Genomic DNA, 21,670 nt, shown 5'->3' with positions numbered 1-21,670 from the left:
GTGTGCGCTCTTCTTTCCGGTAACGCGGTTCTGAACAAGTCTGACGTCAACAACCAGGTAAGTTACCGTATTTCATTTGACATGACAAAGGTTCTCTGAATTGGAGTAAAACCAGAGAAGGAGACAACATGCAGCGGAGAGGCTCAAGATTGCCGTTTTAAAGTAATTTGCTTCAATCTATATGGGGAAATGCTCTAAGCCGATGGAACGGTTTAGAAGCCTATTTAGGAGGCTTACTATAGGTTTTAAGAGTTACGTCTGTAATCATTTGGTGGGACGGGACAGGAGTAAGTCTAAAAGAGATACACACGACAGACATTCAAAAAAGGGGGGGAGAATGAAAAAAAAGATTTTTTTGCGTAAATGCTTGACTCATATACGTATTATATGGTAAGATCATTCTTGTCGCTAACGAGATACGTTGGATCGAAAAACAACGTAATTACAGTTAGGTGAAAGCCTTGCATCAAATGTTCGGCTTCGATATGCGCGTGTGGCGGAATTGGCAGACGCACTAGACTTAGGATCTAGCGTCTTTGACGTGGGGGTTCAAGTCCCTCCACGCGCATCCTTATTAAGCGGACGTGGCTCAGCGGTAGAGCATCGCCTTGCCAAGGCGAGGGTCGCGGGTTCGATTCCCGTCGTCCGCTCCAAATATGCGCCCTTAGCTCAGCTGGATAGAGCGTTTGACTACGAATCAAAAGGTCGGGAGTTCGAATCTCTCAGGGCGCGCCATTTCATATCGGGATGTAGCTCAGCTTGGTAGAGCACCTGGTTTGGGACCAGGGGGTCGCATGTTCAAATCGTGTCATCCCGATTTTAATGATTTGCGGGTGTAGTTCAATGGTAGAACTCCAGCCTTCCAAGCTGGTAGCGTGGGTTCGATTCCCATCACCCGCTTCAGCAAAACGATGATCTTCTGCATAGCAGAAGATCATCGTTTTTAGTTTTCCTCGCATGAGTTTGTTCATGACCGTGATCCTTCCTTTACTTCGTATTGTCCATCAAAGAGTTAACAAAGTTGTGGCAACATATCCCCAGTCCTTTGGATTTCCAGTGTATGAAGATGCTGCTGGACATGCAAAATAGACTTTGATCCGTCCAAAGTGCTGGCTCTAATTTCTACTGAATCCATCCCCAACAAGCAAAAAAATTAAAAAAGACTCTTTAATTTATTGCATCACTGTGATAAAGTATACAAAAGCTTGCTTTGCCGGTCAGGTTTCATTGGATATACTCCTGCTTCAGGGACGACGGATTTTCCAGCTGCATATGGTGAGCACAAGGAACGTGCTTCTAGATTGCATATTTATAATTTTTTTGGCATGAAAATGAATCTGCCCATGTGTGGTTTATATGTGAAAAATGGTTCATGCAGAAGGGCCCGCCCCATATGTCGAAGCAGAGCAAGAAAATGAATAAAAAAGCGTGTTTTTATGCTAGAAATCAAGGAAAACCCCCTTTTTTTCTAGTAGAAAAGTAAAGATTTTCGTAACGTTTTATTGTATGATGTTATGAAGGTGTCAAATTTTCGTGTACGAAAGCGAACGATCAGATGGGAGGATAAGCATGACTGAAACTATGGTAACCGCCAGCAAAAGCCAGTCCAACAACCTGCTTCGGCGAGACGTGCGGTTCCTGGGCAACATACTTGGAGAAGTTCTAGTCCATCAAGGCGGCACGGAACTTCTTGATGTCGTTGAGAAAATTCGGGAAACCAGCAAATCTTTGCGCGCAGAATTTTTGCCAGAGCTCTATGCAGAGTTCAAAACGATGATCCAGGAATTAGACTCGGAGAACCGTCATCAGGTAATCAGGGCTTTTGCGATTTATTTTCAATTGGTGAACATCGCTGAACAAAATCATCGGATTCGGCGCAAGCGGGATTATGAGCGTTCTGCTGGGGACAGCGTGCAGCCTGGATCAATCGAAAAGGCCGTTCAGGATCTGAAAGAGCGCGGGCTGTCTCATACGGAAGTCGAGCAGATTCTGGAGGAACTGTCTCTGGAGTTGGTTATGACGGCTCACCCTACAGAAGCTATGCGACGCGTCATTTTGGATATTCATAAACGGATTTCTGAAGACGTCATGCTGCTTGATAATCCTACGCTGACGTTGCGTGAACGTGAACAGTTGCGAGAAAAGCTGCTGAATGAGGTCATCACCTTGTGGCAGACCGATGAGCTTCGGGACCGCAAGCCGACCGTGCTTGATGAAGTCCGCAACGGGATGTATTACTTTCACGAAACGCTGTTCCACGTACTTCCGGACGTATATCAGGAGCTTGAACGCTGCCTGCAAAAATATTACCCTGGCCACAACTGGCATGTACCGACGTATTTGCGCTTCGGTTCCTGGATTGGGGGAGACCGGGACGGAAATCCATCGGTAACTTCAGACGTAACGTGGCAAACGCTGCTCATGCAGCGCAAGCTCGCGATGCGCGAGTACCAGCGGATCATGATCGAACTGATGGGCCATCTCAGTTTCAGCACGAACATCATCAATGTATCCGATGAATTGCTGCAATCCATTGAAGAGGATCGCAAACACGTTACGTTGAAAAAGGTCGACATTTGGCGCAACGAGAAGGAGCCATACCGCATCAAGTTGGCCTACATGATCGCCAAGCTCAACAATGTGCTTGATGAAAACAAAATCGGTCAACCTGACCGCTATGATAACGCACAAGGGCTGATCGCCGATCTGATGATCATCGACCGCAGCCTGCGTCATCATTTCGCCGATTACGTGGCAGATACCACGGTTCGCAAAATGATTCGCCAAGTGGAACTATTCGGTTTCCATACGGCAGCGCTGGATGTGCGCCAGCATAGCCAGGAGCATGAAAATGCGATGGCCGAGATTTTGGCCAAAATGAATGTGGTTGAAGATTATGCACGCCTTACGGAAGACGGCAAAGTGGATCTGCTGGCCCGTTTGCTTGAAGATCCGCGTCCGCTGACTTCTGCATATCATCAATACACCGAGGGAACAAAGGAGTGTCTGGACGTATTCCGCACGATCAAGCGTGCACAGAACGAGTTCGGCACAGAATGCATTACCAGTTACCTGATCAGTATGACCCAAGGGGCAAGCGACCTGCTGGAAGTGATGGTTTTTGCGAAAGAAGTCGGCCTCTTCCAGAAAGGAAGCGACGGTAAGATCGTATCTACCCTTCAGGCAGTGCCGCTGTTCGAAACCATTGACGATCTGCATGCAGCATCCGACATTATGCAGAAGCTGTTCAAGCTTCCTGTATATCGTGCCAGCGTAAGCGCGCGGAACGAATTGCACGAGATCATGCTCGGCTATTCGGACAGCAACAAGGACGGCGGCGTAGTGACCGCCAACTGGGAACTGCGGGTAGCGATGAACGCCATTACCGAGGTGGGCAATGAACACGGCGTGAAGCTGAAGTTCTTCCATGGCCGCGGTGGAGCGCTTGGCCGCGGGGGTATGCCGCTGAACCGCAGTATTCTGGCCCAACCGCCGCATACGATTGGCGGAGGCATCAAGATTACGGAGCAAGGCGAGGTCATCTCGTCCCGTTATTCCTTGAAAGGGATCGCTTACCGCAGTTTGGAACAAGCAACATCTGCGCTGATTACTGCTGCATTGAACAGTTTGGAACCGCAGGAATCGGCATCCGAGCGTCATTGGGACAGCATCATCAAGGATATTTCCGAGGTGTCGCTGCGCAAATATCAGGATCTGATTTTCCGCGACCCGGATTTCTTCACTTTCTTCAAAGAATCGACGCCGCTGCCTGAGGTTGGCGAACTGAACATCGGTTCCCGTCCATCCAAACGGAAAAACAGCGACAAGTTCGAGGATCTGAGAGCGATCCCGTGGGTGTTTGCATGGACGCAAAGCCGTTATCTGCTGCCGGCGTGGTATGCGGCGGGAACAGGACTGCAAAGCTATTATCAGGGCAAAGAAGAGAATTTGGCTGTTCTGAAAGACATGTATGCAAACTTCCCGTTCTTCCGGACATTGATCGATACGGTACAAATGGCAGTGGCCAAGGCGGATCTCGTCATCGCCAAGGAATACTCGGCCATGACTTCCAACAAAGAAGCGCGTGACCGCATCTATGGCCTGATTGAAGCCGAGTTTAATTTGACCAAGGATTTGATTCTGAAAATTACCGGCGAAACCGAAATTTTGAACGACGTGCCGGTGATTCAAGAATCCATCAGACTGCGTAATCCTTACGTCGATCCGTTGTCCTATATGCAAGTGCAGCTTCTCAGCGAACTGAGAGAACTGCGTGAACGTGGCGACGACGATGCGGAACTGCTGCGTGAAGTGCTGTTGACCATTAACGGAATCGCAGCCGGACTTCGGAACACCGGCTGATTTGGAAATATCGATGATCTAATAAATGGTTCAATCCTTCCTTTCCATAAGGAGGGGGAAACGGGACTCCTTAGGGAGTTCCCGTTTTTTACTGTTTTTAACGGATAATTGCGGACACAGTCTTGATTTTTGACCAAAGTTGATTTACGATTTGATTGGTGAATTACAAGTGTGGACGGGTATCAGAAGACGGAAAACCCATCAGCATGTCTGGGGGAATATAGGTGGACAATTTGGAGAACAGGCTCGTCAAGCTGGTGCTTAAGGGTGACCAGCGGGCCTTTGCAGAAATCGTAGAATTATACAAGGACAAACTGTTTCATTTGGCATACCGCATGCTGAGCAATAGACATGAAGCGGAAGACGTTGTACAAGAAACCTTTTTGCGCGTGTTCCGTAATATGGAAAAGTATGATCCCAACCAAAAGTTCTCAACCTGGATATATCGTATAGCTACCAATCTGTGCATCGACCGATTGCGCAGGAAGAAGCCGTCGTTTTCCTTGGATGCGGAATTGAATGATCAAGAGGGAACCGACGGCTATGCCATGCTCCCAAGCGATGATCGAACGCCGGAGAGCGAAGCTCTGCTTTCCGAGACACAAACACTGATCCGCGAAGCGATTGACAGTCTTCCGGCCAAGTACAAGTCGGTCATGGTATTGAGATATTTACAGGACCTGTCGCTGCAGGAAATCAGCGATGTCACCGGCATGCCCGTAACAACGATCAAGACGCGCGTTCATCGGGGCCGGGAATTTTTGCGTAAAAAACTGGAATTCAAGTTATAATTCGCAGCATTTTTTTGGGCGAATTATTTTGAAACATATCCGAATCGGATACGTATGTAATGTGTGCAAGTCTTATGCCTGCTTCTTACAGGGGCATGGACTAAGTGATTGAAGAAAGGATTGGCTCTCATATGGATTGCAACTCGGCCGTCTCTTTAATGCATGAATGTTTGGATGAGTCGTTGTCCCCGGCGCAGAAGGTTGAACTGAAAAGTCACCTTATCACCTGTTCAGAGTGCCGCATGCGCTTTAAAGAGTTGGAACAGACGGAAATGCTGCTCTTTGCCATGAAACATTATTCGCCGTCTGCCTCGGATGAGCTGACCAATCGGATTATGAACGCTCTGCCCCAGCCTAAAAGACAGCAGAAATGGTTCAAATGGATCAAAGGACATCCTGCGCTGACGGCGGCAGCCTTCTTTTTGGTCGTGATGCTCTTTAGCGCTTGGAGTTTCTGGAATCAAAATAACGAAATGGTCGTTAAAGGCAAGAATCTGGACCAGATTGTCATTGAAGGCAATAAGGTTATTGTTCCGGAAGGCAAGTCAATTGCGGGCGATCTTACAATAGAAAATGGAACCGCCCAGGTGTACGGTGAAGTGAATGGCAATCTGACGGTGATTGATGGACAGCTGTATCAGGCGTCGACGGCTCATATTTCCGGTCAGGTCAAAAGCATTGATCAAGCACTCGACTGGTTCTGGTACAAAATAACCAATATGGTGAATGAAGTGGCCTATCGCTAGGTCGGCAAATTCGTTCATGGTAAAATGCCAGGCAGGTACCTCCGATAACTAGGGGGTGCCTTTTTGTAGTTATGAGGAAGGAATTTTATATCAAAGTCAGGTTCCTGGTTCCGTATGAGGAGCTGCGGAGTCAATTTCTATGAAATTTATGGGAATTTCGCGTAATATGTGCAGTTTAAGACCGACGCAACTTGCAACATGAACGTTAACGTTATAACCTAGATACTAAAGAGAACATAATACTACATATAGAGTTTCTCTTGCTTTCTTTTCGATCGGGAACATACCGGTTGCGAAGAGAATCTTGGTCATACAAATCCCTGAAGGGGTAAATATCGGAGCATGGTTTACTCACCATTGGGACAACGGGGGCTGGGTTATGAACTATTTTGCTGACTTGACTTGGCAAGAGTCCATCAAGGACATTATCGATATATTAATCGTTACCTATATTATGTACAAACTGATTTTGCTTGTACGGGGTACGCGGGCCGTCCAGCTTCTTAAGGGCATTTTGTTTCTTGTCCTGATCTGGGCGTTGAGCACTTGGCTGAACCTGTATACGTTGAAATGGCTGATGAATCAGATGTTTACGTTCGGCGTCGTTGCCGTCTTTATCATCTTTCAGCCCGAGCTTCGCCGCGGTTTGGAGCAGTTGGGCCGGGGCAAACTGTTTGGCCGGTCGACCGCAGCCAGCGACGAGGAGTTAACCGTGCTTATTGGAGAGATCATTAAGTCCGTGAACTATTTGTCGCGCCGGAAAATCGGGGCTCTGGTCGTATTTGAGCGTGAAACCGGATTGAACGATTATACGGAATCAGGCATTCAAATGCAGTCCTTGGTCAGCTCTGAACTGATGATCAACATATTTATTCCGAATACGCCGCTTCATGATGGGGCGGTCATTATTCAGGGCAAACAAATCACTGCCGCAGCCTGTTACCTGCCATTGTCCGAAAATCCGTTTATCAGCAAGGAACTCGGAACTCGCCATCGTGCGGCGATTGGCATTACGGAGGTAGCGGATGCGGTATGCCTCATCGTTTCCGAGGAGACAGGGCAAGTGTCTTTGGCCATGAATGGTCAGATCGTGCGCGACATCAAGGAAGAATCATTGATTGCCAAACTGTATGAAGAACTTCGGCCAACCTCCAATTTGTCCAAGAAAAAGGGACTGGCGTTCCTCTTGAGACGGAAGGAGGGACGGCGTAATGGATAAATGGTTCAATAACAACAATTTTGCCAAGGTCCTTGCTTTGGCCGTAAGCTTGCTGCTTTGGTTCATGATTCATTTGGACGAAGTGCCTACGACGCCAACGATCACTACGGGAACGAGCAGCCACGTTGTGGAGCGAACGGTAGCCATTCAGCCCTACGGGCTGGATAGCAGCGCGTATGTGCTGACGTCGTTAAGCACCGATGAGGTTCGTTTAGAAATCAAGGGCCAACGTTCAAGACTGACGTCCATATTCACGAACGACGACTACAAAGTGCTCGTGGATCTGAGCGGCGTGAAAGACGGATCCAACACGCTGCCGCTCGTGCCCGATCTGCCATCAGGCGTTGAGGTCGTCAGCATGGAGCCTTCGATGGTGACGGTGAACGTGGAGAAACTGAGCACGAAATCATTCGATGTGAATATTGTACCGGAAGGGAAAGCCGCGGAAGGATACACCGTCGGGACTCCGGTCGTGGAGCCTTCCGGCCAGGTTAAAGTGACGTTACCCGAGGGGCAAATGGACGCTGTGGCCAAAGTTCAGGGTACCGTAAGCATCAAGGATGCCAAAGAAGACATCGTGCAGAAAAAAGTTAAACTTCAAGCCTATGATACCGAAGGCAAAGTGATTGAAAATGCAGTGATTGCACCGGAAACGGTGGATGTACGGATTCCGGTCAATCAGCCCTATGTTTCTATACCCTTAAGAATCACATATTCAGGCCAACTGCCGGAGGACTTGGTGTTGTCCAGCGTAGAGCCGAACGTGAAAGAAGTCATGGTATATGGGAACGAGCAGGCATTGGCGGGCATACAGTCCTACGACCAAGTGACCCTGGATCTCACCCAGTTTGATCAGGCAGGTACCTCCACAGTTAACGTGGACTTGACGCCGCCTTCCGGTTTTGAGAAAATCGAGCCTAGTTCGATTCAACTCAAGGTTACGATCTCGCCTTACAATGAAGCTGAGGAGACCACCAAGGTGTTTTCCAACATTCCGATTACGCTGGCAGGGATCGGTGAAGGATTGGAAGGCACCCTGGTTACACCCAAAAGCGGTGGGCTTGACGTTACGCTGCGCGGACCGGAAAGCATGCTGCAAGGCGTGTCGGAAGGCGATATCAAACTGACGGCAGACCTTACAGGTTTGGACAGCGGCACGCACAATGTGCAGCTGCAGGCAGAGCTGCCCCGTTTTGCCAAGCTTGATGATTCGTCCGGCACTCTTCATGCCACGGTTCAGCTTACCGAGAAGGCAGATGAAACGTCGGCAGCCCCGGATGGGCAAACATCCGGTGGTGAGGGCGATACATTGGGTCCTAAGCCTTCGCCAGCGGAGGTAGAGAATAACGGAGGGACTGACCCTGCTACCGAGGAGGAGGAGCCTGAATCGAATACGGACAATCCGGAGCAGGAGACCCAGGGAAGTGTTACGACCCCGGGTACGAGCAGTAACCTTGGAAACGACGCTGGTTCGAATCCGTAACTTTTTCAGTCAAATGAACAGGAATTTTAAAATAATGATGATGTCTTGATATGATGCGAACAGAAGGAGTTAGATCATGGGGAAATATTTTGGGACAGACGGTGTAAGAGGGGTTGCCAATAAAGAGCTGACCGCAGAACTGGCTTACAGCATCGGGCGATGCGGCGGTTATGTGCTTGCAGGCGGCGTAGAGAGACCTAAGGTGGTCATCGGCATGGATACGCGTATTTCCGGACTCATGCTTGAATCTGCCTTGGTTGCAGGACTATTGTCCATCGGTGCGGATGTAATCCGTCTTGGCGTAGTGTCGACACCGGGTGTCGCCTATTTGACGCGGTTGCTGAAAGCCGATGCAGGGGTGATGATCTCGGCCTCCCACAATCCGGTGGAGGATAATGGCATCAAGTTTTTCGGCGGAGATGGCTTCAAGCTGTCTGACGAGACGGAAAATCGGATTGAAGAATTGATGGATGCGGAAAAGGATGAGCTGCCACGCCCTGTAGGTGCCGGTTTGGGCACGGTGACCGTGGATGAGGAGTCTCGTTATCGCTATCTCGATTACTTGAAAACAACGGTGAGCGAATCGTTCTCCGGGCTTAAAATCGTACTGGACTGCGCGAATGGCGCAGCTTACGAGCTGGCTCCCAAATTGTTCGCCGAACTAGGTGCAGAAGTCATTGCCATCGGCGCTGAGCCAAACGGCCTGAACATTAACGAACAATGCGGATCGACCCATCCGGAAGCTCTCAAGCAAGAGGTGATCAAACACCAAGCCGATCTGGGCCTGGCGTTTGACGGGGATGCGGATCGTCTGATTGCCATTGATGAGACGGGAGCCGAAGTGGACGGCGACTTCATCCTGTGCATTTGCGGGGATGCGATGAACCGTGCAGGCAAACTTAAGGATAGCACGATCGTATCTACGGTGATGAGCAACATCGGTTTCTACAAAGCAGCAGAGAAGCTGTCGCTCAAAACGGCGAAAACGGCAGTAGGCGACCGGTACGTCATGGAAGAAATGCGTCGCGGAGGCTATAACCTTGGCGGAGAGCAGTCCGGACATGTCATTTTCCTGGATTACAACACGACCGGAGACGGCATGCTGACAGCCATTCAATTGGTGGACACCCTGAAAGCATCCGGCCAAAAGCTGAGCGAGCTGAAATCCCTGATGAAGCAATACCCGCAAGTACTGGTGAACGTTCGCGTAAAGGATAAATCCAAGTACGAGGGCAACGCCGCCATCGGTGAAGCCATTGCCGTTGTGGAAAAACAGCTTGGCGACAATGGCCGCGTGCTTGTACGGGCCTCCGGTACCGAGTCCCTGATCCGTGTTATGGCGGAAGGCCCGGACAAAGCGGAACTGGAGCAATTCGTATCGCAGATTGCGGACGTTGTGCAAAAAGAACTGGTTTAAGTCATTGATCCAGCCTTATTATGGGTTATTTCCATAAATATGATATATACCCTTCGTCCCGAGCTGGTGAGTCGGTAGCCCGTTTTCCAGGTCGGGACCGTGGGTAAAACTGATAGAAATCTGATGAAATGGTCACAGGTACTTTGCTCCATTGCAAAATGAACCCGACATGCATATAATGAGTGGAGTCGTCATTCAGACACAGAAAGCGAGGGTTGTGAGGTTACAGTTATACAAGCGCCAGAGCTTGAACCATTGCGCGGGGAGAACGTTGTGCGAGATGTCTTTGGTAAGGCGGATCGATAACGTTCACGGCAATCAAGCTGACGAGGTGGAGGTGTTCGGAATGTTCGGCGGGGACCTCCCGGTGATGCACCAGAGCCGTAAACCGGATTTGCGGAAAATGGATGGGTGACTGTCCACACAACGCGCCGGTAGGTGCAACATGGATTATCAACAAAAAATTCAAGTGAATGTGCGCAGAGAACACGATTCGTGTGCGGACGGGAAATGATGTGCATTCATGATTTCATCCAGAACGATGATAAGGATGACCTATGAACGGGATCGGTCCGTTCAGATCATTGATAATTGAATAGATCACCGTTTTCCATAGGATTACGGGAGAATATTTCCATCATTTCCTCGTACCGCGATGGCTCGTTTCTCATTCATGCGTCCTGCATTCATATATAAACGGAGGAACTAAACTATGTGCGGTATTGTTGGATATATTGGTAACAAAAACACTCAATCGGTATTGATCGAAGGTCTGAAAAAGCTGGAGTATCGCGGGTACGATTCCGCAGGGATCGCCGTATTTACGCCAGAAGGCCTGCAAATCACCAAAGCGCTTGGCCGTCTCGCGAACCTTGAAGCGAAACTGGAAGGCGCACCGCTGGTCGGGAATGCGGGTATCGGTCATACACGTTGGGCAACTCACGGTAAACCATCGGATGAGAATTCCCATCCACACACGGATGAGAGCCAAAAATTCTCCGTTGTACACAACGGGATCATCGAGAACTACCTGGAGCTGAAAGACGAACTGATCGCTCAAGGTCATACGTTCTCTTCCGAAACGGATACTGAGGTTATTTCTCACCTGATTGCACGTGAGTACGAAGGCGATATCGTGAAAGCCGTACAAAAAGTCATCACTTTGATGCGCGGTGCGTTTGCCCTGGGCGTATTGACGGAGTATGAGCCGAATAAATTGGTTGCCGTGCGTCAAGCGAGCCCGCTTATTATCGGTATTGGTGAAGGCGAGAACTTTATCGGTTCGGATATCCCGGCGATTCTGGAGCATACACGCAATGTATACATCCTGAACGATGGCGAGATGGCTGTTTTGACACATGATGCTGTCGAATTGATGACGATTGAAGGCAATTTTATTTCTCGGGAAATGATTCGTGTCGATTGGGATGCCGTAACCGCAGAAAAAGGCGGATTCGAGCACTTCATGCTGAAAGAAATTCATGAGCAGCCAAAAGCATACCGTGATACGATGCTGGGCCGCATCGACAGCGAAGGCAAAAAAGTATTGTTCCCTGAGTTGAAAATGACCGAGGAACAAATTAAAAATATTCGCAACATTCAAATCATTGCTTGCGGAACTGCATACCATGCAGGTCTCGTAGGACGTACCGTAATCGAGCAATTGGTGCGCATTCCGGTAGAAACCGATGTAGCTTCCGAGTACCGCTATCGTTCCCCAATCGTGGGCAAAGATACGCTGGTGATCGTGGTGAGCCAATCCGGCGAAACGGCGGATACGCTGGCTGCACTGCGTGAAGCACAGGCCAATGGTGCACACGTACTGGCCATCACGAACGTAGTGGGCAGCTCCATTGCGCGTGATGCGAATGATGTCATTGCTACTTTGGCAGGACCGGAAATTGCCGTAGCATCGACCAAAGCATACACATCGCAGTTGATCGCGTTCAACCTGTTTGCATTGTATCTGGCGCAAGTGCGCGGTACGCAAACAGCGGAAGAGATCGCGCACACACTCGCTGCAATGCAAGCATTGCCTGAGCAAGTGGAATCCATGCTGGCAAAAGCAGATTCCATCAAGGATTATGCAGAGCAAATTTCCAAACACCAGCACCTGTTCTTCATCGGTCGCGGTCTGGACTTCGCTGTGGCGCAAGAGGGATCTTTGAAGCTGAAAGAGATCTCCTACATCCACTCCGAAGCGTATGCTGCGGGTGAACTGAAACACGGTACGCTGGCGTTGATCGAAGAAGGCATTCCTGTGATTGCTTTGGCAACGCAAGAGAACGTGCTGGAGAAAACCGTGAGCAACATCAAAGAAGTGAAAGCACGCGGCGCTGACGTACTGGCAATCACGTACGAAGAGCATGTGGCTACGCTGTTGAAATCCGTAGACCAAGCGTTTGCGATTCCTAAGACGCTGCCATTGCTGAACCCGGCATTGTCCGTCGTTGTGCTGCAATTGCTGGCTTACTACGCTTCCCTCGCTCTGGGCCACGATGTGGATAAACCACGTAACCTGGCGAAAAGCGTAACGGTGGAGTAAGGAGCAAGAAAACGAGCAAGCTATGCTGCTAAAAAAGTCCTGATGACGTCATGTCATCAGGACTTTTTTGTTTCTGATGCAGCAGTGTTCTATAACAAACCAATGGAATGCTTGCCAGATCTCCATCCGAAGTTCTGCAAATCGTTAAATCAGTGTCAACAAGTCGTTGTTTTTGTCCTTGGAGTAGATTATGTTCTTGTGATACCATACGGTGAAGTAAACGAAAACCAAAAATTGGATGATTGCCATGCATTCAAGACGGATCAGGCCATCCACGGCGGATGAGCTGCGGCATTATCGAAGCAGGGGTCAAACGGCCGTTCGTTGCCGCGCCGGGCTTTATAACGGATGGTTTGGAGATGCTGCAGTAACTTTGGCATGTAGGGGTGGGAACAATTCGCCCAAGGCGGGGTAATCCGGAAGGGTACGGCACGACATTGTGCCTGAACGACGATGCGAGAGGGCTTGATTTTTTGGCGAATTACGCGAAGAGGCAGACGACCGGCTGGTTCGAGGATGTCTGAACTCTTTACAGCAGTTCGTCTTGCAGCAATTTTGGCGAACAAGAAATGACGATCATGCCCATAAAAAACACCGGCTCAATGAACTACGTCCCCGGCAGATCGAGTGATCTACCCAAGGGAATGTCTTTCAAAAGCTGGTGTTTATTTGTTTTGTTATTCCAATATGTTGTGAACCCCAACTATAATTTCAAATCGACCGAATACCGATCGCGAAGCACCGACAAGTGGTGCAGCTCATGGCCAACCAAGACGAAGGCGATGGACCGGGCCGAGGCCGTATTATCGCTGACGATGCCTTTACGGAGCCAGGCTTCCGGTGTGAGGTGACGGAGCATGAGGATCGTTGAGCGTCGCACAGCGGCATATTCTTCGCTTAGATCCGTCAACGTGTACGTGTCGAAAGGATGGCTCTGCATGAGCACGTCCTGATCGTAACCCGGATGGGGCGTGACGTCGCCTCTGGCGATGCGGAGCAAACGGTTGCTCATAATGCGTTCGTTGTCCACAAGGTGGCCGATGACCTCTTTCACGCTCCATTTGCCTTCGGCGTAACGGTAATCACCTTGTTCCTCCGTCAAGGAGGAGAGCAAGGCTTGTACGGTGTTCGCTTGTTTCTCCAGCAACTCGATCACGTCGCCTTCAGGAACAAGTCGGATGTACCCTTCATAAAAAGCGGCATATTCCTCTGTGGTCGGTCTTTCAATCATGTCAAAGCCTCCTTTGAGATTATAACTCTACATTCATTGTAGCATATATTCCCAGGCCAATATTTCATCGTTTTAACGGCAGGGGACATGATACCATTCGGCGGGACGGATAATAGGCTATGGAATAAATATCCTGTTTTCGAAGGGAGAGCTTATGAGTCATCTGAACAACGAGTTTTATCCTTATTATGCTGCGCATTTGTCTTACACCTCTTATCCTTATGGTTACCCTGCCCAAGCTTACTATGGTTACGCCTATTATGGCGATATGCGGCAGGAAACGTCGTCGTCCTACAAAACGTTGGAAGAGGCACTGGCGTTGATCCAAAAAGCGGTCGAGGGTGAGAAAGAGGACGAAATGTTCTACGATTACCTGATCTCGGTTGCTCCTTCGGATGAGGAAAAGGAAATCATCGAGAGCATTCGCGACGACGAACGCAAGCATAACCGCATGTTCCGCCAGATTTATCAGCATTTTACGGGCCGGGTCATCGCCGCGCCTGAAAGCGTGCCGTTCGAGAAGCCGGCGTCGTACATTGACGGGGTCCGCAAGGCGCTCTTTGGAGAGCTGGCCGCGGTGGAACGCTATCGGGATATTCGGGCAGGGCTTCCAGACCGTTACTACAGAGATATGCTGTTTGAGATCATTACGGATGAAATCAAACATGCCACTAAGTACAATTACCTCTTAACCTTGGATACGCGGCGGGCACTACAAAATTAAAACCAAGCAACAAAAGATTAGCTCGCCCGGCGTGACAAAAGTGAAAAAGGATATGCTCAAGGGAGCACATCCTTTAAATACGGTGTCTTTGTATCCTGTTCCCGTTACTGTCATGAGCGATTCAGAGAATTAAGCCTCCTGGAAACGGGCTGCTTCCAGCTTGGCAAGGCGTTTCATCAGCTTTTTGAGCATGACGGAAGCTTTGACGCGAAGCGGCAGATCGTCGGAGATTTCAATCGAATAGGCCCCTGCCAAAATCAGTTCCTTCAGCTCGGCGTTTGAGCCGGCGGGACGTTTCAGCACATTAAATACACTGCCGTATTGCAGGCATTGATGGGTGTCGCTGCCGGCCGTTACCGGTTTGCCAAGCGATTCGGCGAATTGCCCGACTTGATCGCGAGTGGCCTGGATGCCGACTTTGTACATGTCCTTGGCGTTCAGGTCAAAGGCATCCAGGCGTGCAAGCAACGCACGATCCAGTGAATGCAGCGGGGTGGACTCGCGGAACGGATGCGCCCCGATTTTCAGCAGGGGCCGGGCTTCGGCCAGGTCGAGCAGGTCGGCAAAAGGAATGAATGACCCTTTGGCCGTATAGTTTTCCAATGCGCCGCGCACGGCGAGAATATGTTCCTTTTGGCCGATGAGCAGAATATGTCCGGTTTCCGCGATATCCACTTCCATGCCGGGAAAGATGCGCAGCCCGTCTGCATCGTAATACTCCCCATTGTACGGGTAGAGTCGATCCAGGTTTTCGTAGACATCATAGAAATGGCGGGTATTGAAATGCTCGGTCAAGGCGAGCGCGTCAAGTCCGTTCGTTTTGGCTTCATGAATCATTTCCGTGAAATAATCGACGGAGAAATCGGAGTTTTTGGACAATTTGCCGTGAGTGTGCAGGTCAATGCGCATGAGGCAAGGCACTTCCTTTCATACCGTGAATGATTGATGTAATGAATTTTCTAGATTATATAAGTTGAACGAATAATTTTTACACGGAGCCACTACGTGGTCAGAACCATCTTCCGATCACTCTTATCCCTCTGATCCTCTTATTCCAGGGGAAAATCCGGTGATAAGCCTATGCTTACGATGCAGCTTTCTTTCAGAAAGCTTTTAGAACGCTTCGCTTCTCCAGATTCTTTCTGCCCACTCCGTTAACGTGTAACTGTCTAATTCAACCTATATAAAAAATTATAAAATGTCATACTGCCCGCCGGCCCAGAAGAGCAGCGCGACATACAGCGCCGACCCGGTCAGGAACGCAATATCGCGGGGGGCGATGTGCAGGTGGGCCAACTTCAGCCGTTTGGACGCGGGGTTGTTCATCCCGTAGGAGAAACCGCGCGTTTCCAATGCTTCAACGGTCGTGCGCGAACGTTTGGCGGTGGCCAGCATTAATGGGAAAAACGAGAACATCAGCAGTTTCATGTAATAAACGACCGATCTCCAATATAACCAGCCATGTTTCGATGGCGCCCGGCCGCGCAGCTTGTAGGACAACATGATGTTGCGGAACTCCCCGAACAATACGGGCAGGATGCGATAGGCGTACGACATGCTGAAGGAAAACGCGGCCGGCATGCCCAGCGCGAGCAGTCCGTCCCCGATGCGTTCGGGGTCCATGCCCGAGAACACCGTAATGCTGGCGAGCGAAACGATGGACAATTTCAGCGTCAACAGCAATAAAGGAAGCGCCGATTCCAGACTCCCGCCAAAGAACAGTGAAATGACGAACATCCAGCCGACCTGACCAATCAGGCCAAGACATAGAATGATGATGATAAAGATGGCTGCCCTAGACAGAATGGTCGTGGTGACCATCAACAGGAACAATCCGAGCAGCACCGTTCCGTTATGGATGAACCAGGGCGCGATGGCAAAGAAAAGGTACCAGATCAGCATTACCCTCGGGTCAAGCCGCGAAAGGCTCGCATGCCCGCTTCCATATACGGTATTCATTAACTCCAGTTGAATGCGTTCGATTGAAATTTTATCAAGCCAGTTGCGGACAAGCTGCATGATGTGCCTCCTTTTTCAGCGGTTCAGCATGGTTCAATGGCAGCAGCCGGGCAGCAAAAGCCTCTGCCGTTGGACAAAGCCCAGGCATGTTCAGGCGGTGCGACAGCTCCATAATTTGGGTAAGCGCCAGACCGGCCCGGCGAAGCAGCGCTGCATCGGAGAAAATGTCGGCAGGCGTCCCATCCGCTTCGACTCGTCCGTTGTGCAGCACAATGACGCGGCTGGCCCATTGGGTGACCAGCTGCATGTCATGCGTGGCGATGACCGTGGTTCGCACATGCTCATCCAGCTCGGAGAGCACCCCAATCAGTTCCTCGCGTGTAGCCATGTCCAAATTGGCGGTGGGTTCGTCCAGCAGCATCAGGCGGGGGTGCATGGCTGCACCGATGGCCAAGGTGACGCGGCGCTGCTGTCCGCCGCTAAGCAGGCGCGCATCGCGATCCTGCAGATCAATCAGTCGAAACCGATCGAGCATATGGGCAATACGTGAATCGGCATCTTTCATGCCGCGAGCCTTCAAGTAGTAGCCGACCTCCTTGCGGACGCTGTCCTGAATGAACATCTCGGCCGACTGTTGGAAGATGTAAGCCACTTTTCCCGCCAGATGTTCCATGGAAGAGCGATTCGTCTTTTCCCCCAGCACAGTCACGCTGCCTTCCTGGGGCAGATGAATACCCGCAATCAATTTCAGGAGAGAGGATTTCCCTGCACCGTTGTTGCCGATGAGCGCGACCCGTTCTCCTTCATGCAATGAAATATTTATGCCGCGAAGCACCTCATGCTCCTGTTTGCCAAGGCCCCTGTATCGCAAACGAGTGTCGTTAAAGCGAACCAGTGGAGCTATGGACGCATCATACCCTTCACGATCCGCCTTGGGATGGTTGGCCTGCCCGGACAAGTCGGAAGCGGTCGCCTCGTCCGGCGTTGTTCGTGAAGCACGGGCTTCCAGTATGTACCGCTCGGCAAAGTAAATGGCTGCCTCCTCCACGGTGACGGGGAACGGCGCCGTTCCATTCTGCCAGTAGGAAGTTGGTATCGTGCCGACGGTGGCACACGCTGGTGTCCCAACGGGTTCTACGGTCAAGCCAACTTTGGCGGCAGCCATAGCTGCCCGGGTAACATCCGGCGGCTGAATCCCCAGCCGCTCCAAATCGCTTACGCGGTTAAGGCCCTCCTGAACAGGCAGCTTCCATAAGGCACGCCCCTGATCCATCAATACGACATCATGGCAAAAATCCGCGATAAACTCGGTATGATGTTCAATAACGATCAGCGTTTTGCCATAATCGGTGTTCAGCCGTTTCAGGCACTCGTAGATCTGTTTGGCATGCTGCGGATCCAGTTGGGAAACCGGTTCATCCACGATCAGGATTTCCGGGTCCATCGAAAGTGCACCAGCGAGAGCGAGCAGATGCTTTTGCCCGCCGCTCAGTTCCCAGATGTAACGGTCTTGGATTCCTTCGAGCCCGCACATCGCGAGAGCGCGTTCGCCGAGTTCGCGGTAGTTGCGCAAACCGTAATTGAGCGGCGCAAAACAGGCTTCATCCAGTACGGTCGGACGTACGAGTTGATTATCGAAATCCTGATAAACGTAACCGATGCTGCGGGAAAGTTCGGCCACGTTCCGCCCTTCGACCGGCATGCCAAGCACATGGACTTCTCCTGAGAAATCCCCCGTATAGAATTGGGGAATCAGGCCGTTGAACAGCTTGCACATGGTGGACTTGCCGCATCCGTTGCCTCCGATGATAGCCGTGAAGCTGCCCCGTGCCAGTTCAAGTGTCAGTCCGTTCAGGACAGGCTCCGCAGAGCCGGGATAGGTAAAGGTTACGTTCCGAACGTCCACGGCACTGGAGGGAAGGATATCCTCGTGAGAGTGCACCTCCCCCTCATCCAGAAACTCGCTTGGCTCGTTCCGCGGGGCAGTCCTTTCGATGTCGGTATGGATGTTTTGGCCAGAAAGGGGCCCCGTTTTGAAGTGAAGCTCCTCCAGGCGCTCACCGGGTTTCTTTGTGCTCCAGAATGACATGAATTTACGCATAAGGACGATTCTCCGTCCCTGGCGCGACTTTGCTTTTCCCGCGTCTGGCCCGCATGAACAGCAGGGTAATCAGCGCGATGACGGCTGCAGCGCCAATGCTGATCCAGATGGAGGCCGAGCCATACTCGTCCGCGTAATCCGTCTCCCATACCGCGAAGTTGATGTCCATCTCGGATAGCGACTCGGCCCCGAAGGCAAACAGGAACAGCAGCAGCCCGATCAACAGAAGCTTTGGACGGAACAGGCCCAGTCCTTCGTACTTCATGCCGGGATTGCGGGGTTTGATGCCCAGCAGCGGTTCGATTTTGCCATACAGCATCGGAACGAGGTAGAGCGTTGGCAGCAGGGCAAACAGGATGCCCGAAAACAACACGTCATTCAGAAACCCGACGCCTTCAATAACAACGATGCTCTCGGCGAGCCCGGAAACGGCTTCAAGCTGTTCCACGCCGATCCATACCTTTCCGATATCGACCAACGAGCTGAGAAACTGGTGTATGATGACACCCGTCATCGCTGCGACGCCAACCTGTCTGCGGTTACGGGGATCACTCACCATGCGGCCTGCGACGTACATGGCAAACGAGAACGTGATAAACTTCTCCAGCTCGCCCAGTCCCCCGAATTGCCCCAGCATTAATTCTCCAAAGATGACCTCACCCATGGCTGCGCCAACGGCCGCAATCATCGGATGGAACAAAATGCACAGCGTAAGCGGAATGAACGCAAAATATTCTACGGATAATTCGATGGGGCCCAGCTGCAATTTCGGAATCAACTCGGTGAACATGTTGGACAAACCGTACAGCGACATGGACAGCACAAACACCATCATTTTCTGCGAAGACGTCAGCGTATAACGCTCAGTCATCTTCTTCATTGGTCATACCTCCCGAAAAGTTTATCGATCAGTGGATCATAGCCACAGTCTAGAGCCGGAATATTAACGGGGGAGAAGAGATTTGTAAATCAAACGTAATTTTTATTACAACATTACATAATTAATGAAAAAAATATTACAGAAACAAACCGCTTTCGTTTCGCGCTGCTGGTATACTGGTTGCAGAGACCTCAAAGGAGTGCAAGGGATATGAACTTGTTTGCCCATAAAGATCAGCTATCGCCAGGACATCAAAAAATCGCCGATTTCATTGAGCGCCACCCGGAGGACATGTTATTCATGACCGAGCAGGAAATCGCGGACAGGCTTGGAACCAGCATCGCCACGGTATCCCGTTTTTGGCGTGCCGTCGGCTACGACAATGCCAAAGCGTTCAAGATCCGTCTACGGACTTCGGAGGATACCACTCCCGCCCTCAAACTGAATAAAACGATATCCCGCATGGACACCGACAGCCTGCCCGTTCAATTGTTGGAGGCATCCGTCGCGCATTTACAGGAAACGCTCTCTCGCATGAAGAGCGGAGATCTGGAGCAGGCCGCCGTTCTTTTCTCGGAAGCGAGAAGGGTATATGTCTATGCCCCAGGACCTTCGGCAGGATTGGCTGAGCTGCTGTCCTTCCGTTTGTCCAGATTCGGGATGACCGTTGTCCGATTGGCAGGAGGCGGACATGAATTGCTGGAAACGCTGATGCATATGCAGAAGGAGGATGTGGTGCTGCTGCTCTGCTTTACCCGCTTGCTTCCGGAAGCCGAGGTGATTCTCGATTACGCCAGCAATACGGGCAGCCAGGCCGTTTTGGTGACAGACAGGGAAGATTTGTTATACGGGATGGGGGCATCGATTTCGTTCTATGTCAGCCGGGGAGAGCTTGGGGAGTTCCATTCCATGGTCACGCCGCTATTATTGATGGAACAGATGGTGCTCGCTGTCGGATTGAAACAGAAAGAACAGGCGTTAGCCCAGTTGGAGCGGCTTGGCGAACTGCGCAGCCGTTATGCGGACAAGTTGCCTAGAGGATAACGGGGCCTCTAATTAAGATGTCTATGTTTGCATCGACATAAGCCGCGTGCGTTGCGCGGCTTTTTTGTCGTTTAGTTGCAAATATTGTCACATAAGGTCATAGAATAAATGATCCGAATGTTGTATGATCGCTGCATTACAGTATTTAGGCGGAGGGATCCATTACTGTGTTAGAGGCGCTGAAGGAAGATGCGGTCACTGATGATTTGGTTGTTAAGGCCATCGAGAGAAGTTTGGCCATCATTCGTTTTGATTTGAATCGTCAGGTAGTGTATGTCAATGATGTATTTGCATCCACTATGGGTTATACCAAGGAAGAGATGATTGGCATGAGCCATAGGCAGCTATGTTTTGACGAATTTGTAAACCGACCCGAGTACGAAGCGTTCTGGAAGAGCATTTTAAACGGGAACAGCTTCCAGGACAAGATTGAACGCAAACATGCACAGGGGAGTTCTGTCTGGCTGGAAGCGACCTACATGCCGATTTATGATAAAAAGAACGAACGCATTCTAGGGGTCTCCAAAATAGCTACGAATATTACGAAGCGACAGAACAGCATCGCCACCGTTGTTAATGAATTGAAAACGTTATCCCACGGATTGAACGAGCAGGCGGAAGAGGGAACGGCGCGAAGCAAAGAACTGCTCTCCAGCATAGCACTGATCTCCCAGGTGGCTGCTAACAACCAATCCACGCTTGCCCATCTGCAGCAGCAGGCGGCTGACATTCAGGGCGTAGTCAAAACGGTCCGGGACATTGCTTCGCAAACGCAACTATTGGCGCTGAATGCTGCCATTGAGGCGGCGCATGCCGGGGAGTATGGAAGAGGCTTCGATATCGTGGCGAAGGAAGTGAAAAAGCTGTCCGCCATGGTTGAAAACTCCATCAACGAAATCCGCGACAGCGTGCAAGGGATCACCCAGGAAATTCACAACATTTCCAAAGGCACCGAGCAGGTAAGACAGTATGTAGAACAAAGCGAAAAACAGATCGAGGTTACGCTTCGGGACTTTACGAACACGGCGGAATCCGCGCAGCTGCTCGACATCAAGGCAGGGCACGTATCCAAAATGGTATGAACCAGGCGATGGTCAATTCCTGATTTAAAAATACAGGCAGATTCCCGAATACGGAATCTGCCCTTTTGCCGTTGCCGATGCAAGGC

At 50.6% G+C, this 21,670-nt stretch carries 17 protein-coding genes and 5 tRNA genes; 17 read left to right on the top strand and 5 right to left on the bottom strand.

Features of this window, described 5'->3' with window-relative positions; genetic code table 11:
* Positions 1 to 487: 487 nt before the first annotated feature.
* The 14 genes from SNR34_RS27520 (at position 488) to SNR34_RS27455 (ending at position 13,087) form a co-directional block, all read left to right on the top strand.
* Positions 488 to 568, top strand: a tRNA-Leu gene (locus tag SNR34_RS27520).
* Between the two features lie 10 nt (positions 569 to 578).
* Positions 579 to 653 (top strand) — tRNA-Gly (locus SNR34_RS27515).
* Between the two features lie 5 nt (positions 654 to 658).
* Positions 659 to 735, top strand: a tRNA-Arg gene (locus SNR34_RS27510).
* Between the two features lie 8 nt (positions 736 to 743).
* Positions 744 to 817, top strand: a tRNA-Pro gene (locus SNR34_RS27505).
* Positions 818 to 829: 12 nt separating this feature from the next.
* Positions 830 to 900 (top strand) — tRNA-Gly (locus tag SNR34_RS27500).
* A 669-nt stretch (positions 901 to 1,569) separates the two neighbouring features.
* Positions 1,570 to 4,362 (top strand): phosphoenolpyruvate carboxylase, encoded by a 2,793-nt coding sequence (gene ppc, locus SNR34_RS27495; RefSeq protein WP_236421519.1) that lies wholly within the window; start codon positions 1,570 to 1,572, stop codon positions 4,360 to 4,362.
* A 224-nt stretch (positions 4,363 to 4,586) separates the two neighbouring features.
* Positions 4,587 to 5,153, top strand: a complete 567-nt coding sequence (sigW, locus tag SNR34_RS27490) for an RNA polymerase sigma factor SigW (protein ID WP_236421520.1) — start codon at positions 4,587 to 4,589, stop codon at positions 5,151 to 5,153.
* A gap of 131 nt (positions 5,154 to 5,284) precedes the next feature.
* The gene (locus SNR34_RS27485; RefSeq protein ID WP_236421521.1) at positions 5,285 to 5,899 is read left to right on the top strand and encodes a zf-HC2 domain-containing protein; all 615 of its coding nucleotides are present in this window, start codon (positions 5,285 to 5,287) and stop codon (positions 5,897 to 5,899) included.
* Between the two features lie 379 nt (positions 5,900 to 6,278).
* On the top strand, positions 6,279 to 7,118 hold the full coding sequence (gene cdaA / locus SNR34_RS27480) for a diadenylate cyclase CdaA (RefSeq protein WP_236421522.1): 840 nt from the start codon (positions 6,279 to 6,281) through the stop codon (positions 7,116 to 7,118).
* A complete protein-coding gene (locus SNR34_RS27475) occupies positions 7,111 to 8,601 on the top strand; it encodes a CdaR family protein (RefSeq protein ID WP_339274777.1) in 1,491 nt (496 codons plus the stop codon). The genes cdaA and SNR34_RS27475 overlap by 8 nt, the downstream gene beginning before the upstream one ends.
* Before the next feature lie 76 nt (positions 8,602 to 8,677).
* Positions 8,678 to 10,018, top strand: coding sequence for a phosphoglucosamine mutase (glmM, locus tag SNR34_RS27470; protein WP_339274776.1), 1,341 nt, complete (start codon positions 8,678 to 8,680; stop codon positions 10,016 to 10,018).
* 280 nt (positions 10,019 to 10,298) lie between these two features.
* Positions 10,299 to 10,433 (top strand): hypothetical protein, encoded by a 135-nt coding sequence (locus tag SNR34_RS27465; protein ID WP_290371515.1) that lies wholly within the window; start codon positions 10,299 to 10,301, stop codon positions 10,431 to 10,433.
* 297 nt (positions 10,434 to 10,730) lie between these two features.
* Positions 10,731 to 12,563: a glutamine--fructose-6-phosphate transaminase (isomerizing) gene (gene glmS / locus SNR34_RS27460; RefSeq protein ID WP_236421525.1), complete on the top strand. Its 1,833-nt coding sequence runs from the start codon at positions 10,731 to 10,733 to the stop codon at positions 12,561 to 12,563.
* Positions 12,564 to 12,949: 386 nt separating this feature from the next.
* The gene (locus tag SNR34_RS27455; RefSeq protein WP_486180625.1) at positions 12,950 to 13,087 is read left to right on the top strand and encodes a hypothetical protein; all 138 of its coding nucleotides are present in this window, start codon (positions 12,950 to 12,952) and stop codon (positions 13,085 to 13,087) included.
* A 179-nt stretch (positions 13,088 to 13,266) separates the two neighbouring features.
* Here SNR34_RS27455 and SNR34_RS27450 read toward each other — a convergent pair whose 3' ends face one another.
* The gene (locus SNR34_RS27450; RefSeq protein WP_339274773.1) at positions 13,267 to 13,794 is read right to left on the bottom strand and encodes a DinB family protein; all 528 of its coding nucleotides are present in this window, start codon (positions 13,792 to 13,794) and stop codon (positions 13,267 to 13,269) included.
* A 154-nt stretch (positions 13,795 to 13,948) separates the two neighbouring features.
* Between SNR34_RS27450 and SNR34_RS27445 the strand changes: the two genes are divergently transcribed.
* A complete protein-coding gene (locus SNR34_RS27445) occupies positions 13,949 to 14,518 on the top strand; it encodes a ferritin-like domain-containing protein (RefSeq protein ID WP_343262045.1) in 570 nt (189 codons plus the stop codon).
* A gap of 129 nt (positions 14,519 to 14,647) precedes the next feature.
* On the opposite strand, the gene SNR34_RS27440 is transcribed toward SNR34_RS27445, so the two are convergent.
* From SNR34_RS27440 to SNR34_RS27425, 4 genes are all read right to left on the bottom strand, one after another.
* Positions 14,648 to 15,427, bottom strand: a complete 780-nt coding sequence (locus tag SNR34_RS27440; protein WP_486180624.1) for a PHP domain-containing protein — start codon at positions 15,425 to 15,427, stop codon at positions 14,648 to 14,650.
* Positions 15,428 to 15,709: 282 nt separating this feature from the next.
* Positions 15,710 to 16,537, bottom strand: coding sequence for an energy-coupling factor transporter transmembrane component T family protein (locus SNR34_RS27435; RefSeq protein WP_486180623.1), 828 nt, complete (start codon positions 16,535 to 16,537; stop codon positions 15,710 to 15,712).
* Positions 16,512 to 18,578, bottom strand: a complete 2,067-nt coding sequence (locus SNR34_RS27430) for an ABC transporter ATP-binding protein (protein WP_486180622.1) — start codon at positions 18,576 to 18,578, stop codon at positions 16,512 to 16,514. Before SNR34_RS27430 ends, SNR34_RS27435 begins: the two co-directional genes overlap by 26 nt.
* A complete protein-coding gene (locus SNR34_RS27425; protein WP_486180621.1) occupies positions 18,571 to 19,458 on the bottom strand; it encodes a DUF8171 family membrane protein in 888 nt (295 codons plus the stop codon). The genes SNR34_RS27430 and SNR34_RS27425 overlap by 8 nt, the downstream gene beginning before the upstream one ends.
* A 210-nt stretch (positions 19,459 to 19,668) precedes the next feature.
* On the opposite strand from SNR34_RS27425, the gene SNR34_RS27420 reads away from it, so the two are divergent.
* Together SNR34_RS27420 and SNR34_RS27415 are read left to right on the top strand one after the other, a co-directional pair.
* Positions 19,669 to 20,502, top strand: coding sequence for a MurR/RpiR family transcriptional regulator (locus tag SNR34_RS27420; protein ID WP_486180620.1), 834 nt, complete (start codon positions 19,669 to 19,671; stop codon positions 20,500 to 20,502).
* Positions 20,503 to 20,669: 167 nt separating this feature from the next.
* The gene (locus tag SNR34_RS27415) at positions 20,670 to 21,584 is read left to right on the top strand and encodes a methyl-accepting chemotaxis protein (RefSeq protein ID WP_339274763.1); all 915 of its coding nucleotides are present in this window, start codon (positions 20,670 to 20,672) and stop codon (positions 21,582 to 21,584) included.
* Positions 21,585 to 21,670 lie beyond the last annotated feature (86 nt).

It is taken from the genome of Paenibacillus sp. XP01, assembly GCF_057364885.1.
This window is presented reverse-complemented; position numbering and strand designations above follow the sequence as displayed.